The organism is Streptococcus sp. VTCC 12905, assembly GCF_049893385.1.
Lineage (GTDB): Bacteria > Bacillota > Bacilli > Lactobacillales > Streptococcaceae > Streptococcus > Streptococcus suis_AA.
The window spans coordinates 21,395-35,710 of record NZ_JBMVJC010000023.1; the positions used below are offsets into that span (position 1 = coordinate 21,395).

Sequence of the window (14,316 nt, forward strand, 5' to 3'; positions counted from 1 at the left end):
CAGGTTGCCACCACATTTTAACAACTTAGGCACGCTGTAACAGCTGACTGCCATATCGCCTTAACGGGAACAGCAGGATTTGAACCTGCGACACACGGAGCTTCAATCCGTTGCTCTACCTACTGAGCTATATTCCCTAACAGGCAAGGCTTAGTGCCTTACCCTTATTTCTTGATGATACTATAATAGCACGATTGTTTGACCAGTGCGAGGCAGACTAGTTCACTTTAGTTCACTTTTGTCAATTACAGCACCTAGTTCACGGATTGCATCCTTCTTCTTTTTGTAGAAAGTAGTCTTGCTGCATTGTAAAAACTCAATCATATCATATACGCTTGCTTTCTGAATATACACCATCCTTAGAATTGTTCGACTTGCAGGTTTTGGCATTTTATCAATTAGCCTACTCAATTCAATTCTGCGTTTGATAGCTTTTTCAGTAGCATCCTTCATATACTCTTTCAAGGAATCTTGCATGCTAAAAATATCAATGTAGCGTTCATCTAATTGAATCTTCTGACCACCTTGAACCTTATTCACGTTCATTTTAGGACTAGAAAGTAAACTAGCTTTAAGATTAGCAAGCTCATCAATTCGATTCTGTATCTCTTCATCCAAATTTTGTAGTTCATCAAGTAACTCTTTAGCCTTGTTCACTCTCTGTCTCCTTTTTGTGGTATAATGTATGTGAGTTATTTACCACGGCCAGGGCAGAGAGTGCCTTGGCTTTTTTTTGTTTAGTATTGATTCAGAATACTTACTACTTCATCGAATGGCAAGCGTACCTTAATTGTTTTTTCCTCATAGGATAAAAATGGTTTGGGTATTTTGAGAATTAATACAGTAATATAGCTGTTCTCACTTCGAATACCCTCAATACTATCTATCATTTTTTTACATAACGCAACCGAGCCAAGTTTCACAAACCTCGGCATTTCTTTTCTGATTAGCCTTGGTCTGCCTGAGTAAGGATATTTTTTAGGTTTCATTTTCTACCTCCTCAAATTTCACAAAAGTCAGCCAGTGTGTAGTTCCTCTCTGTTGCCCAAAGAGTGGTGTGTATGGTATTACCTCTAACAACTTCTTAACATTTATCTGGCAGTCCGACCACTTAAAGACAAGTGTACCGCCAATTTTTAAGACCCTCATACATTCATCAAAGCCCTTGGCCAAATCCTCTGACCAGGTAACTTTATCAAGTTGTCCGTATTGGGCTTTCATAATAGATTTTTCTCCTGCCCACTTTAGATGTGGCGGGTCAAACACAACTAAGTTGAATGTATTGTCTTCAAAGGGCATGTCACGAAAATCACCAACAACATCAGGGTTGACATTTACTTTCTTTCCGTGAATTTCAAACGTTTCTTGTCTAATGTCCATAAAAGTTGTATGACTTTCATTCTTATCAAACCAGAACATCCGACTACCACAGCAGGCATCTAAAATACGTACTGCCAATCAATTACCTCTCTTCTTCAAATACTCAGGTATCGGGTCGCCAACTTTGATAGCCTCGTACTGTTCCTTTGTAACTAGAAACTTACCGTAGGCATGAGCAGTTACCGTGTAGCGTCCCTCTATGATTTCCTTGTCAGTAATCTCCCCAAACATCTCAACTCCAGCGCTATCAACTTGATAGACAATCACTGGTTGCTGTTAGTTTTTAGCGGTTTGATAACCTACTTGATAAATCATGTAGATAAATCCTAAAGTGGCAAGCAACACTATAATCATACTTGCTGTAAATTTTACGGTATCTTTCACTCAACTTCCTCCATCTTCACACTATACAACCGCTGACCTCGATACCTAGCTTCCAGGCATGATTTACATTTCAAGGCATCAGATTTATTTTCGAAATAATGTGTTTCATCTACCAACATGTGATCAAATAATACCGTTACTGTATATGCCATTTTTACCCCTTTTTATTCATTTTTTTGCATAAAATTAAACTGTGACACTGTGACATCACTTTTCTAAAAACATTTTTTATAAAAAACAAGAATCCTATTATACTGGGCTTTATAGCACTTACTATTTTTATTAACTTAAATATTTTAATAATGGTGTCACAAAGTTATAAAAATAGGTTATAACCTCAATAATATCAAGGGTCCAAAGGGTGTGACATCACTTTTTTTATTTTATTATTAAAAATCCATCTAAACCCTTGATACATAAGGCTTTATAAGGTGTGACATCAATGATGTCTCAGTGATGTCACATGGTGTCACACTTTTTGTTTTTTGTGACATCAAATTGACTTTTTGTGACATCAAAAATTATTCACTATTTTTCCGGAAGTAACCTCGGAATTGTTTCCCAGCAACCCGACCTCTGCGGTATTCCCAATCCTGATTATTGTCCATGATCAGCTTAATCTTCCGAGCTAATTTATCTCCTTTGGCAACATCTATATCAAAAACATTCTTCAAAATCTGCTTTGATGACACACTTTCTTGCGGTTTGACACCTTCGTAAATAAAACCGGCATCATTCCGATATACACCATTGTTGAAATAAGCCCATGTATACTGATGCTGTTGAATTACTGACATGCTATGCCATTCTTCCGGAACTAGCATATCCAAATAATCATAGATTTGGTTTTCTGCCTCATCGCGATACGTAAAGCGTTCCTTATAGACTGCCAGCTCATCTTCGAAGTCTTCGTCAAAGGTCAAAGTGAAACCTTTTTTATAAATCGCAACTGCCTCACCCCACAACTGCAGGACATCATCGTCCGTCATATCGAATGGCTTGACGAATTGTTTAGCTGCATCCACCAAGACCGGTAGAAAACGACGCTCACCAGTTTTATCGCCCAGGTACTCGACCTTGTTGCTGGTCCGAGCAATCACAAAGTTCTTGGGAAACTTTTCAGCACGACGACCATAGGACCTACGGAATGTTAAATCGGTCTTGGTTACAAAAGCCTTGAGTTCATCGAACGTTGTCTTCCTGCTGGCCACCATCTCATCGTCATTGACAATCAGGGATTTTAGCATGATCTCGTAGTTGTCCTTGTCCATGAAATCCTTAGCTGAATCCGTGTACCAATCAACTGCAATCTTTTGCAAAAAAGTTGTCTTACCAGCACCCTGGCCACCGACCAGGTCAAGAGTGTAGTCAAACTTTACCCATGGATTGAAGACCTTGGACACAGCTCCAACAAAGAACATCTCCGCGATTTTCTGGACATAGATACTGTCTTCAGCGCCAAGCCAGGTCTGAAAGACTTGATTCAAGCGTTCCTTATGATCCCAACTATCATAGGCATGTTCCATGTATTCCTGGACAGGATTATAGGTCTTTTCAGCAAAGAATGCCTCAATACCATCTTGCAAAGCCCTGGTCTTGAACACCACCTTGAAATGATTTTCTAAGTAAACACTGAGATAAGATTCAAATGCAGAGGGCAGCTGACCTTTCCTTATGCTGATAGCATCCAATTTGACATCCGCCACAATCTCATGCTCTCCAGTAAATTCATTGTGCCGGAGGAAATCATTGAGCTTGTTATCGCTCTTCATGGCCAACAGCACATTTCGAGGGCTATCTGAGACAATGGTATCAATCTCAACCTTTTCTCCGTTTTCGTCGAGGACCTTTTTCTTCGTCCTAGTAAACTGCTTGACAGAGATATTTACAATATCACCAATCACTGCCACCTCCCCTCATGTGTTTTTGTATCATACTATCTACCGTCCGACTAAGCTCTCTATCGCTTAGTGGATCAGCAGAATTATTATTTGCAATCCGTGCCAATTCCAAAACACAGTTTGGGTCAACACTTCTGGCCAATAATGTTCCAGCAAACTTTGCTGCCGTATCGTTTCGACTGCCTTCCTCACCAAAGCCTTTGACAATCATTTCAAAAACCTCCGTGGTCCGATTTCGCTTGCCTGCACCATTCCGGATTTGATAGTAAATGTCATCGAGTTCACTCCGGTTATTCTTTTTCAGATACTCCTGCTTGATGGCCATGACTAGTGCTCGACTGGCAGTGACCATGGTCCCGCCTTTTTTTGACTCTTCCAAGTCCCAGGCATACTCACCTTTGGATATTTTTGACGGAGCGACCAAAACGTAGTTATTTGGATGAGCTTTGACATCGACACCAGGTAGAAAGCCAATCATCTGTGTCATGGACACATCCGGATGCTTAAAGTAAAAGATATGCTTCCCACCGCTGGCAGTCTTCGCCTGCAGTGTCGGGGTAAGTAAGTTTTGATGTTCCCAATTGTCCAGACTCTCATATCCGTTGTGTTTCCCATGCAAATCAACATCGATTACGAAGAATTTGTCAGTCCGGACAGCGATATTACTATCCGGATACTTATTCCAAAAATCTTCAATTTCCTGCGCGGTCATTGCTGGTTTATCAGCAAATTTAATCATCGGTTGCTTATTCGAAGGGCTTATGGGAATTACAGAAAAGCCCTTTTTTTGATAAGCCAAAGCCGCTTTTTTCATTCCCATCTAGCACCTCCTAGAACGGCAAATCTTCGTCTTGGATATCCATAGAACTTGAATTTCCAAATGAGCTGTCTTGAGAATTCGACTGTTGTCCACGGCTTTCCAATAGTTGGAAACTTTCTGCAACTACCTCTGTAACGTAGACACGTTGTTCTTGCTGATTTTTATAACTACGAGTCTGAATGCGCCCTGTAACACCAATCAGATCCCCTTTCTTAACCCAATTTGCTAAATTCTCAGCTTGCTGACGCCAAATGACACATTTGATGAAATCTGCTTCACGCTCCCCATCTTGGTTTTTGAAGTTTCTATTGACAGCCAAGGCGAAAGTAGCAACAGCCTGATCTGTCGGAGTGTAACGAAGTTCTGCATCACGAGTCATACGACCCACTAGTACTACATTGTTTATCATAATTTTTCCACCTTCAAGGCCTTTCTCACTAATTCGTAATCAACCATTGAAAAAATTCCTGGTTCACATCTCATTAATGGTTGCATGATTTTCTTAACAATTTCTTTCAAAGTCATGCTAAAAATTCTTGAGTAAAAGAAATCTTCTTTCGTGTAATTATAGACACAGTTAATCTTTCCATCTTTATAACATACGCCCCAAACTTCACCTTTATGTTTGTAAATCAAGATTTTGTCATATAAATCACCTTGAATTTCGATTGGTCGTTTACGACCTAATTCCGTGTACCCCATTACTCTCTTCCTTTCTGATTACGTTCTCCAATTAGGTAACCTAGGAATAACCAAAGTACAGCCATTCCAAATTCTTTCAAAGTTTCAATTATCATCATTCAATCCCTTTCGTTTTCTTAGTTTTTGCAATCAGATCTTGTGCCTCATTCAAACGGTCGGCTGGAATACTTTCGATTTTATCCACTCCGAGCTGGCCAATGAACCACACTCCAACAGTATTAACTGGTCCGCCTGAAGCCTCCGCAATATTCTTGATGTCTTCACGTAGCTTCTTCGCTTGAGCTCCTGTAATGTACTTAACACTGCTAGATGCTTTCTGATTCTGTTTCGGATTTGATGCAGGTTTACTTTGCGCTGGTTTCTGAGCTTGTGCTTGCTTACCAGTTTGGTTCGCATATTCGTCAGAATCAGGATCCTTGTTATCATCGATGGCAAACAACCCGTTCAAAGCATATTTACGAGCGTAACTGGATGCGGTTCCTGTAATCTGACTTCCATCCATACCTTTCTTTGCATCTTCTTCCCTTGCTGATGCTTGAGCGCTAATAGAACTTCCACAAGCAAATAATGTTACTGTAGCACGAACATAGTAGCGGTCCCCAATCTGTTCGATATCGTCATTTAATACTAGGGATGCATCATGCTTTTTGAGTAAAGGCTTTAGTGCTTCTAAAATATCCTCCGCACTACGATAGTTGTATTTTCCGAAAGAATTGTATTGTCCTTTCGGTGCAACCAGCTCTGCCTGAATACTGCACAGGGTTGCAAATATTGGCGATTCATTTACTGTCATGTATTCTCCTTAAAATTATTTGAGTGCTTCCATCAATTCTTCAAATAAATTTGATTCTTTTGGATCAATTTTAGAAACATCTCCTCCATTGGGATAAGTAAGTGTGTACTCAGCATCTACCAAGATGATTTCACAATCGTGAATTTTCGCAAGAGCTTTAATTTCGAATTTTTGTTTCAAATAATACTCATATGGAAGTGATAGGGCACCACGGATTTCTTCTACAAAAACTGCTTTCGTTGCAAATGAATGGGGATTATTTTTGATTTCTGACATAAAATAGCCCTTCTTTTTATTACGCAATACGATTAACTTGTTTGAAATTTTCATTTTTTTGCTCCTTTGTTTTTAAAAATAAAATTCTACGACCCTAACGTCGTGCTGCTGACGGCTACCAGTAATCCGCCACAGCAGTTGCCGGTAGTCGTCGTAATCTCCGTCACTAGGCTGGGACGGATCCAGAACTACAATTGTTTTGAAGCGGTGCTGGAGCCCATCGACCCCAACTCCTAATACTTGGCTAGTAGCGACCATGTTGGTCCTGTCATGACCTTCTTTCTTATCACCGGTCCAAATACCGATTTCAGGGTGACGTTCATAGATAACCTCAACAATCTGCTTGGACTTGCTGACAATTAACATTTCTGACTGTCTGGTCAAGAGGATGTCTAATTGAAGTAACATTGGGGTATCTGCATTGACTGCTTTAATCTTTGGAAAATCCACATCAAAGCCTGTCTGGGTCAGATACCTCTCGAAAGTCTTTCGACCAAATGATTGCTTGGCCATTGCATACTTACCATTCTTTCCAACGATGTTCAGCCGTCGAAGTTGATCAAGTTCTTCTGGATTTGCTGGCAGGCACCACATTGGCTCAAAGATGACTTCAAATCCATTGTTTTCCTCTGCTCCTTCAATTTCCTCAATCTCTTCCCAACGGAAGAAATTTGGCAAACCTGATACATAACTTTCATAGTCACGGAAGTCTTCCCACTTTTCTTTGGAATAACTGAATCGGTCATACTTCATCTTGCCGTGCTGTTTCTGCCAATCAAATTTATTATTTGGCTCCGCCTGGCCAAAGATTGTCTTTTCCAGCGGATAGAAGTTTTGACCTTTTTTTCTTATTGGAGTTGCGGACAAGCCGATTGAATAGTCACGTCGGATTTTCTTGTAAGCTTTATAGTTAGCTTCACTGGACATGTTCTGCCACTCGTCAACAATCAAGACATCAAACTCGAGGACTTCACCGCTTTCCACTATATTCTGCATTCGCTTGCCTGTCATGGCTTCCAGCCGGAAGTCTTGTAAGTAGAGCTTGTTGTGAGTGTCAATCCAGCCATTCAGGATTGACAGCCGATTGTTCAGGACCAATACCTTTTTAGCCCCCTTGTGCTTTGCAATCTCAAAGGCACAAATTGTCTTCCCACGACCACCCAATCCCTCTAGAAAGATACCAGGGCAATCTCGGTCACTCCGCTTCACAGCCTCAGCTTGCCATTTACGTAATTCGATTTCCAATGTCTTGAATAACCTCCTCGATGTCTTTTCTTTGTGCCCAGAATAGCGCCAATCGAGCAGCAGCCCTCACATCCTGATGATGTGATTTGTCAAAAGTCCAAAGACCAAGCTCCCTAAGTAGCTGATCAGGAATATCTGACACGTAGCCAGCATTACGGACAAGTTCTACTCCAGGATAGCAAGTTTGCACAGCTTCAACGGTTTCAGCAACCGAGTTGTCGCGGGAATAATCATTGTCACGTACCTGGTATTCTTCCACGATGGCAACATCGTATTCCAGGTCACGACCTACTTCACGGAACCATTTACTGAAATTTCTAGCACCGAACGGAACAATCCAATAGCTCACTAGACCTGCATTATCCAGCAAGACTATTCCTGTTGTAGATGTTTCAATTCGGTTGCTTGATGGATCAATCGCTAGTATCTTCATCATCTAATCCTCAAACTTCTACTTTCTTGCAACACTGCACCCTTGACCTTTTTACCAGCCTGCAACAATTCTTTGATAGTGGTCTTGTCTGGAGTAAGCTTCTGGACAAAATATTTTTTAGGTAATAGATTCTCATCAACCACGACTGACGGTTGATTTTTTGCCAAGCTTACGGTAAATAGCAAAGTCTTAACTTTTTCATGTCCAGTGATTTCAAATGCACCTTGCAGTCCTGTTTTGAGTCGTGTGATGTCATTATCAATTGATTTGTAACGAGCAGTCAGACGGTCAATCTCTTCTTTGAGCTGTTTCTTCTCAGCTTCTTTGTTCTTGATGACCTTGACAGTGTTTTCAACCTTTTCTTCAAATTGTTCCGTCCAGTCAATAGATTCAAGCGTATCCAGCTTGGTTTCTTCATCAATACCTTCCATTTCTGCAATCTGCTTAAATATTCCAGTTAGTTCATAAATACTAGCCATTTCTCTTCACCTCAATAATTTTATTTTTTAGTTTTGTATAACCAATACCAACTCTAGTAAAGTCTGCATCAGATGCGAATAGACCATCTTGATTCATCCTAGCAACTTCATTCTTAGATAGGCAAGCAAGATTTGAAATATCCCAATTAGTCTTGTCTCCGTTTAAAAATACTATACTGTGCCCTTTCGGAATAGGTCCATTGTATTTTTCCCATTCAGAGCGATGGCAATGTTCCCAAATATTTGGTTCTGCGATTTTTCTCTTTGGATAACCGTCTGTGGTATATCGAATTGTTCCAACCGGCACCCAATTTGGAGGCTTGCTCCCCTTTTTGAATTGACCACTATTCGGTGGCATGTTCGGAAACTTTTTTCCCTTATTAACGGGGATATGTCCTTTTATAAAGTGACCTGTCAACCCACTGTATAAATTATTATAATTTCGGTATCTTTAAATTTGTTGGCCAGTTAGGGTTAGACCGAATTTCTTATTCATTTCCTCGGCGAATATATGAGCCGTCTTACCTTGATGATTATTTAAGAAATATTGATGTTGCTCGTAATTCAGTAACTTTTTTTTAAATACTTTTCCGACTGGCAAGCCTAGCCGTTTTCTGACACCTGCAATTTGAGATTTTGAGTAGCTGGTTCCGAACTTTGCATTTAGCATTTCAGTAACTTCTGGCGTTAATCGACCAGGACAAATCTCATGCATATAAACAGTATATTCATCCTTCCAGCAAAGCGATTGGGGCATGTTCAATACCTGCTTCCTGTTTTAATTTTTCAGCTTCAATAGCCAATTTGCCAATCGACACAATTTGACCAGCCACGGAAACCATAGCTTTGGACCGTTCAATTTCGATTTGCAGTTCATTTTCCGAGAGTTCCCTATCATCCAAATATTCCAATTGAGCGAATAAAGTATCGGCTAGGTTTGGCAGTTTATTTCTAACCATAGGCACCTCCTAAAATTTCTTCTTTTTTTGCGATACGTTGTAGTCGTGCATTCTCATCAACCAACTGTTGATTCACTCGTCTGTATTCGCAATTTTCTTTATCAAGATCATTTACCATGCCACGGAGAATGGCATTTTCACGCTCAAGTCGATCATGTGTCTTAGCTGGTAGGTCAATGCCATAGCTGTCGACTTGATTTGTTCTAAAAAACTTACTAAGCATGTCTGCCCCACTTTCTAACTGCACGATTTTGTGTATCTTCAGCAAATTTGATTGGCTCCCAGCTTGCAAGTGACTGCTTAACGCTGTCCTTCCAGGCTAAGCGATCAGATTCAACTGCACGTTCACAAGCCAGGGCTGTCAGCTGCTCTCTTAGTAGTCTAGCTTCACGTTCCTTGCGTTGCTTTTCCAGCTTCCTCTGTTTTACAACTGCTACTGCCAAAATCGGTAGTGCAAATACTGAAAGGCTGGCTAGGGCATCATAAATTGATTCTGTCATGCAGAAAACCTCTTTTCTATTTCAATATTTTTCAACATTTCTGCCAATGTTTCTTTCTTCGGTCTGTATCGATTGCGACTTTTCCACTTGATGAACAATCGAAAACCTTCGTAGTTAACAAAGACAATTCGGTGTGTTGGGTTTTCAATGTAATGTCTAAAATCTGGGTGATCTCTCATTTCTGTCGCCCAAACTTTAGCCGTTGCAACTGTTAAACCTTCCCAGATTTGGCAAAGGTGTGCATAATCTCCTGCCTCAGCCTTTTCAGACTGTTTGGCCGGTCTGTAAACTAATTCTGCTTTTGGCATAGTAATTCATCCCTTTCTGTGATATAATTTTGTTAGATATTTTGGTAAGCTCCTGACTTCGTCACGGGGCTATTTTTGCATTTACTCAATGCTATAATCGGCAATCACTCGCAGAATAAACTGGTTAGCCTTTGGCCCTCTGGTTGAGCCACTGAGAATGTTAGTGACCTCTTGACGATTGAGACCATAGGCTGCCGCTAAATCAACTTTCTTGATGTTATTTTCTTTCAAGAAAGTAACAACTTTTTCTCGTCCAACCGCAATATCTGGCATAGAAGCTCCTTTCTATTTGTTATAATTGACTTATCCTATTAGGAAGGAGGATAAGATATGACTAAGTCCGAACTTGCACCTTACTTAGATGCAGTTACAAATGAAGATGATACACTTCTAATCTGCAAAACAGAACAAGGTGTATTTATTGGCGAATTAAGCCCATCATGCGATGGAGAAGAGTTTGTGCTGACTTATGAAGATATTTCCATTTCATTGCCTTACGCACAGGTACTTTCTGCAACTCTTTTGAAGGTTTAATAGCTGGCTTCAAATGATCATTCATCCAGATGCTGAACAAAAATTGACACTGTCCAACCGTCTTTTTTGTTCTAGCAGATGGATGAATTTTTACTTTCTGATAATCTTCCCAAGCTAAAGCATGGCCGTAACCTTTCAAAATTTTTGTAAAAAGCTCAAAGGGCATTTCGAACGTAACGTGTTCAAGACCAGTTTTGCTAACATAATCCTCTGGCAGTTTAAATAATTCCCTATCCGACATATTAGAACTCCTTTCTTTTTATTAAAATCTGTAAACAAGAAACAACTAAATTTTTAAACTTTTTTGTGTTATATGTTGACAATATTAAAACGAAAGTTTAAAATAAAAGCGTAATAAAGAACGCTAACAAATCAATAAACCTGTTCGCCAAAACATGATTTTTAGTTTGTTCGCTTAGTTGTTTTTTTAGTCATCTCTTGTTTACAAATCATATTCTAAACTATTGATTGTTTAATGTCAAGCATTTTGCAAACAAAAGTTTAAATATTTTTTGTCATGCCTCAGAAAGGTTGATAAATCAATGTTTTCACTCTTTGAAAAGATAAAAGAATTATGCAAAAAGCGTGGAATCTCGCTTAATAAGCTTGAAGAAGATCTCGGTTTTAGTAGAAATACAATCTATAGTATGAAAAATAAAAAGCCGAATGCTGAACGATTGCAAGAAATTGCTGACTATTTCAATGTTAGTACAGATTACTTGTTAGGCAGAACAAACAATCCAAACATTGCTCAAGAAGGTCAAGCCCCTGCTACAAATCCCTTAGAGGAACAAGCACTGGTTATGTTCCGAAAAGAAACTAGTGGGATGTCTGAAGCAGATGTAATCAAATTTACTACTGCATTAAAAGGGCTTATGAATACAGCTAGAGCATTGATTGAAGATGATTCAAATTGGGAGTAGGTGATGTCTATTGAAACAAAGATTAACACATCAAGAATTTCTCAAATACAAAGAAACAGCCTACCAAATCCTAAATAATGCTGCCAGATATTTTGAAAAACCTTTGCCTGATCTAACTCATACAAATATCATTTCCTACTTTGAAGAAAACTATCCAATCATCTTCAATTTTTATGACTTTGATGAGTTCGGTGCCCAATATCCAGAATTACCGCCAGCAATTCCAACAAACAAAGAAATCAGATACAAGAATTTGGTCAAAAACCAGATTTTCTCATATCAGGAACGCTACCTTTGCGATAATTGCGCAGGAATGACCTACCCAGATATGGAAAGGAACCGCTTCGTTGTTTCTATTAGTCAGAGAAAAGCTACAAAGGGAAGAATTATCTTTACTATCCTTCACGAACTCAGCCATATCTTCTGTCATTTAGAACAAAGACAGAGTGACAGTATCTATCTTTCGCTGGCCACGGACAAAATGGTTGGAAATTACCCTCCCGAGTTACTAGCTTTGGAGCAGGAAGCTGACACTGTGGCATCCATACTCTACTTATCAGATGAACGACTATGTAAGGCTTTTCAAATTAAGATGACTTTCTTAGATTTGCAAAAAGAAACAGATATTAGTAATCCAGCTCTACATAATCGCTTGATGGATTTCTTGACGCATACTGTCGGATATAGTCAAAGTTATTCACTTAAATTTGTCCTGGACTATCGCAAAGGTGGCCAACAGATTTTTCAAGCTCCTAAGTTGGGGCAATTTTTACAAGGAGAATTTGCATGAAAATTGGAATTAGAACACCAAATCTAAAAAAGAGTATAAAGGCCCGCACAACTGGAAAAATAAAAAGAAAAATGAAGAGTGCTGTTAATCCACTCTATGGCAAAAAAGGAATGGGAATGATTACCAATCCTAAAAAGGCTGTTTACAATAAAGTTTATAACAAGACTACTATTGATCCGTTGAAAAGTATTAAAACTACAACTAAGAGCAAGAAAACGAACTCATCTGCAAAAACAGTACCTGTTCAAAGTGTTTCCATCCCTTCAGTCACTAAAACAGCAACCTATACATGCAACAAATGGATTTATATATTCCTAGCTCTTATGTTTGGGATTTTCGGTGCACAATATTTTTATTCAGGGCAAAAACAAAAAGGAATCCTTTCACTGTTATTCTGTTGGACTGGTATTCCTATGGTTATCGGAATTTTTCAAGCATTCGCAACATTCTTTAAATCATGCGACCAAAACGGAAATATTTCTTTCGTGGTTACTGAGCATGCAAAACCTTCTGATGCAGTTGCTGATGGTGATAAAGTTCAGCAGTTGTTATCCGAAATTGAGGAACTTGAACCTACTCTAAAAACAACTCTTGATCCTGAAGAGTATATTAGTACAATCAAAAAAATATCCTACAATCTGAATGAGGTCACAAACTTCTCCAGAACTTATGCCAATAATCCAAATTTCAATGCTCAGTCAATGGCTAACGCATTAGAAACTATGGTCCAAGGATTAGATGAGGAAGAAGAAAACTTTATCAGACGCTATCATTCTGAAAATCCTACTCAAGATGGTAGAGAAAAATTATCAGCTCATTTGGAATTTTTTAGTCCTAATGCAGCTGAATTAACTGAACAACTTTATAAATAAAAAAGTTCTACACTCTCCTTCGCCAAAATTTGAGTGTAGAACTTAGCAAGTATAGTTTAGAAACCGCCATTTCAGGAGGCCTCTTTACTATACCCATTTTAACAGAAAATGAGGTAAAAAACAATGTGGGATGAGCAACTAAAAGACGGTAGATATAAATTTTTTGAACGTTATAAAGACCCATACACTGGCAAGTGGAAAAGAGTAGCTACAATCTTGACAAGTAATTCAAGTAGAGCACAGAAACAAGCACAGAAAATCCTTGATCAAAAGATAACAGAAAAAATTGCAAAGTTAAAAAGCTCTGAGATGCTCTTTACAGATCTATTCGACCAATGGTGGACTTTCTATCAACAAGAAATCAAACGGACCTCTATCGCTTCTCTGAGGGGCAATATAAGGGATATTAGAGAGAGTTTTGGAATTGACATTAAGGTTGTCAATATCGACCCCAAATACGTCCAGAATTACTTGGACAACCTGGACTGTTCCAGAAATAAGAAAGAACGGAACAAGTCCATGCTCAACCTTGCTTTTGATTATGCAATAGATTTGGACATCATCAAGGAAAATCCATCAAGAAGGGCCAAACTACCACGAATTAAAAAGACCTTGGAAGATTGGAAAAAAATTGAAGAAAAATATCTTGAGGAAGACGAAATAAAACCACTACTTGAAGAACTCTGTCGCAGACCTAGCACGTACCGGATTGGGTTAGCCGGGGAATTTATGAGTTTGAATGGTTGTCGAATTGGAGAGCTAATCTGCATCGAGCCTGAAGATCGAGATTTTGAGACCAGGCAATTAGAACTCCATGGAACCTATGATCATACCGAAGGCTACCGAAATGGTGAGAAAACAACTCCAAAGACCGTTGCTTCGTACCGTGAAACATTCATGACCAAGCGAGAAATGGAAATTATTCAAGAGTTTGAATTTTTGAATGAGCTAGAAAAAAATACCAACCCACGATATAAAGACATGGGCTACATCTTTACAACCAAGAATGGTGTTCCA

General features: G+C 39.1%; 25 protein-coding genes, 1 tRNA gene and 1 pseudogene. 5 read left to right on the plus strand and 22 right to left on the minus strand.

Going from position 1 to position 14,316, the window contains the following annotated elements:
- Nucleotides 1–64 precede the first annotated feature (64 nt).
- The 22 genes and pseudogenes from ACPC58_RS08355 to ACPC58_RS08460 all read right to left on the minus strand — a co-directional run bounded on the left by ACPC58_RS08355 (nt 65) and on the right by ACPC58_RS08460 (nt 10,453).
- Nucleotides 65–137: transfer RNA gene (locus ACPC58_RS08355), tRNA-Phe, on the minus strand.
- 85 nt (nt 138–222) lie between these two features.
- Entirely contained in the window at nt 223–657 is a 435-nt protein-coding gene (locus ACPC58_RS08360; protein ID WP_434065757.1) for a DUF1492 domain-containing protein, read from the minus strand.
- Between the two features lie 80 nt (nt 658–737).
- The gene (locus ACPC58_RS08365; protein ID WP_434065758.1) at nt 738–989 is read right to left on the minus strand and encodes a hypothetical protein; all 252 of its coding nucleotides are present in this window, start codon (nt 987–989) and stop codon (nt 738–740) included.
- On the minus strand, nt 979–1,419 hold the full coding sequence (locus ACPC58_RS08370) for an SAM-dependent methyltransferase (RefSeq protein ID WP_434065779.1): 441 nt from the start codon (nt 1,417–1,419) through the stop codon (nt 979–981). Before ACPC58_RS08370 ends, ACPC58_RS08365 begins: the two co-directional genes overlap by 11 nt.
- 39 nt (nt 1,420–1,458) lie before the next feature.
- A pseudogene (locus ACPC58_RS08375) lies at nt 1,459–1,734 on the minus strand (DUF1372 family protein).
- Between the two features lie 26 nt (nt 1,735–1,760).
- Complete coding sequence (locus tag ACPC58_RS08380; RefSeq protein ID WP_434065759.1) at nt 1,761–1,916, minus strand: DUF7204 family protein; 156 nt, start codon at nt 1,914–1,916, stop codon at nt 1,761–1,763.
- 369 nt (nt 1,917–2,285) lie between these two features.
- Nucleotides 2,286–3,674 carry a VapE domain-containing protein gene (locus ACPC58_RS08385; protein WP_434065760.1) on the minus strand — a complete coding sequence of 463 codons (1,389 nt, stop codon included), beginning with the start codon at nt 3,672–3,674 and terminating at the stop codon, nt 2,286–2,288.
- Nucleotides 3,658–4,485, minus strand: a complete 828-nt coding sequence (locus ACPC58_RS08390; protein ID WP_434065761.1) for a bifunctional DNA primase/polymerase — start codon at nt 4,483–4,485, stop codon at nt 3,658–3,660. The genes ACPC58_RS08385 and ACPC58_RS08390 overlap by 17 nt, the downstream gene beginning before the upstream one ends.
- Before the next feature lie 10 nt (nt 4,486–4,495).
- The gene (gene ssb, locus ACPC58_RS08395) at nt 4,496–4,894 is read right to left on the minus strand and encodes a single-stranded DNA-binding protein (protein ID WP_434065762.1); all 399 of its coding nucleotides are present in this window, start codon (nt 4,892–4,894) and stop codon (nt 4,496–4,498) included.
- Nucleotides 4,891–5,187 carry a hypothetical protein gene (locus ACPC58_RS08400; RefSeq protein WP_434065763.1) on the minus strand — a complete coding sequence of 99 codons (297 nt, stop codon included), beginning with the start codon at nt 5,185–5,187 and terminating at the stop codon, nt 4,891–4,893. The genes ssb and ACPC58_RS08400 overlap by 4 nt, the downstream gene beginning before the upstream one ends.
- Nucleotides 5,188–5,281: 94 nt before the next feature.
- Nucleotides 5,282–5,980, minus strand: a complete 699-nt coding sequence (locus ACPC58_RS08405; protein ID WP_434065764.1) for an ERF family protein — start codon at nt 5,978–5,980, stop codon at nt 5,282–5,284.
- A 15-nt stretch (nt 5,981–5,995) separates the two neighbouring features.
- Entirely contained in the window at nt 5,996–6,310 is a 315-nt protein-coding gene (locus ACPC58_RS08410) for a hypothetical protein (protein ID WP_434065765.1), read from the minus strand.
- A gap of 18 nt (nt 6,311–6,328) precedes the next feature.
- Nucleotides 6,329–7,501: a DEAD/DEAH box helicase family protein gene (locus ACPC58_RS08415; RefSeq protein ID WP_434065766.1), complete on the minus strand. Its 1,173-nt coding sequence runs from the start codon at nt 7,499–7,501 to the stop codon at nt 6,329–6,331.
- Nucleotides 7,482–7,934, minus strand: a complete 453-nt coding sequence (locus ACPC58_RS08420) for a hypothetical protein (protein ID WP_434065780.1) — start codon at nt 7,932–7,934, stop codon at nt 7,482–7,484. Before ACPC58_RS08420 ends, ACPC58_RS08415 begins: the two co-directional genes overlap by 20 nt.
- Entirely contained in the window at nt 7,934–8,413 is a 480-nt protein-coding gene (locus ACPC58_RS08425; RefSeq protein ID WP_434065767.1) for a siphovirus Gp157 family protein, read from the minus strand. Before ACPC58_RS08425 ends, ACPC58_RS08420 begins: the two co-directional genes overlap by 1 nt.
- The gene (locus ACPC58_RS08430) at nt 8,406–8,771 is read right to left on the minus strand and encodes an HNH endonuclease signature motif containing protein (protein ID WP_434065768.1); all 366 of its coding nucleotides are present in this window, start codon (nt 8,769–8,771) and stop codon (nt 8,406–8,408) included. Before ACPC58_RS08430 ends, ACPC58_RS08425 begins: the two co-directional genes overlap by 8 nt.
- A gap of 93 nt (nt 8,772–8,864) precedes the next feature.
- Nucleotides 8,865–9,128: a hypothetical protein gene (locus ACPC58_RS08435; RefSeq protein ID WP_434065769.1), complete on the minus strand. Its 264-nt coding sequence runs from the start codon at nt 9,126–9,128 to the stop codon at nt 8,865–8,867.
- A 13-nt stretch (nt 9,129–9,141) separates the two neighbouring features.
- Nucleotides 9,142–9,372, minus strand: coding sequence for a hypothetical protein (locus ACPC58_RS08440; protein WP_434065770.1), 231 nt, complete (start codon nt 9,370–9,372; stop codon nt 9,142–9,144).
- Nucleotides 9,365–9,595: a hypothetical protein gene (locus tag ACPC58_RS08445; protein WP_434065771.1), complete on the minus strand. Its 231-nt coding sequence runs from the start codon at nt 9,593–9,595 to the stop codon at nt 9,365–9,367. The genes ACPC58_RS08440 and ACPC58_RS08445 overlap by 8 nt, the downstream gene beginning before the upstream one ends.
- Nucleotides 9,588–9,872 carry a hypothetical protein gene (locus tag ACPC58_RS08450; RefSeq protein ID WP_434065772.1) on the minus strand — a complete coding sequence of 95 codons (285 nt, stop codon included), beginning with the start codon at nt 9,870–9,872 and terminating at the stop codon, nt 9,588–9,590. The genes ACPC58_RS08445 and ACPC58_RS08450 overlap by 8 nt, the downstream gene beginning before the upstream one ends.
- Nucleotides 9,869–10,180, minus strand: coding sequence for an excisionase (locus ACPC58_RS08455; RefSeq protein ID WP_434065773.1), 312 nt, complete (start codon nt 10,178–10,180; stop codon nt 9,869–9,871). The genes ACPC58_RS08450 and ACPC58_RS08455 overlap by 4 nt, the downstream gene beginning before the upstream one ends.
- 81 nt (nt 10,181–10,261) lie before the next feature.
- Nucleotides 10,262–10,453, minus strand: a complete 192-nt coding sequence (locus ACPC58_RS08460; protein ID WP_105106019.1) for a DNA-binding protein — start codon at nt 10,451–10,453, stop codon at nt 10,262–10,264.
- 57 nt (nt 10,454–10,510) lie between these two features.
- Between ACPC58_RS08460 and ACPC58_RS08465 the strand changes: the two genes are divergently transcribed.
- The 5 genes from ACPC58_RS08465 to ACPC58_RS08485 all read left to right on the plus strand — a co-directional run.
- The gene (locus tag ACPC58_RS08465) at nt 10,511–10,714 is read left to right on the plus strand and encodes a hypothetical protein (protein ID WP_434065774.1); all 204 of its coding nucleotides are present in this window, start codon (nt 10,511–10,513) and stop codon (nt 10,712–10,714) included.
- 542 nt (nt 10,715–11,256) lie between these two features.
- The gene (locus ACPC58_RS08470; protein ID WP_105182355.1) at nt 11,257–11,637 is read left to right on the plus strand and encodes a helix-turn-helix domain-containing protein; all 381 of its coding nucleotides are present in this window, start codon (nt 11,257–11,259) and stop codon (nt 11,635–11,637) included.
- Between the two features lie 10 nt (nt 11,638–11,647).
- Entirely contained in the window at nt 11,648–12,427 is a 780-nt protein-coding gene (locus ACPC58_RS08475) for an ImmA/IrrE family metallo-endopeptidase (protein ID WP_434065775.1), read from the plus strand.
- Nucleotides 12,424–13,299, plus strand: a complete 876-nt coding sequence (locus tag ACPC58_RS08480) for a TM2 domain-containing protein (protein WP_434065776.1) — start codon at nt 12,424–12,426, stop codon at nt 13,297–13,299. The genes ACPC58_RS08475 and ACPC58_RS08480 overlap by 4 nt, the downstream gene beginning before the upstream one ends.
- A 123-nt stretch (nt 13,300–13,422) precedes the next feature.
- A partial coding sequence (locus ACPC58_RS08485; RefSeq protein WP_434065777.1) for a phage integrase SAM-like domain-containing protein occupies nt 13,423–14,316 on the plus strand: 894 nt, incomplete at its 3' end.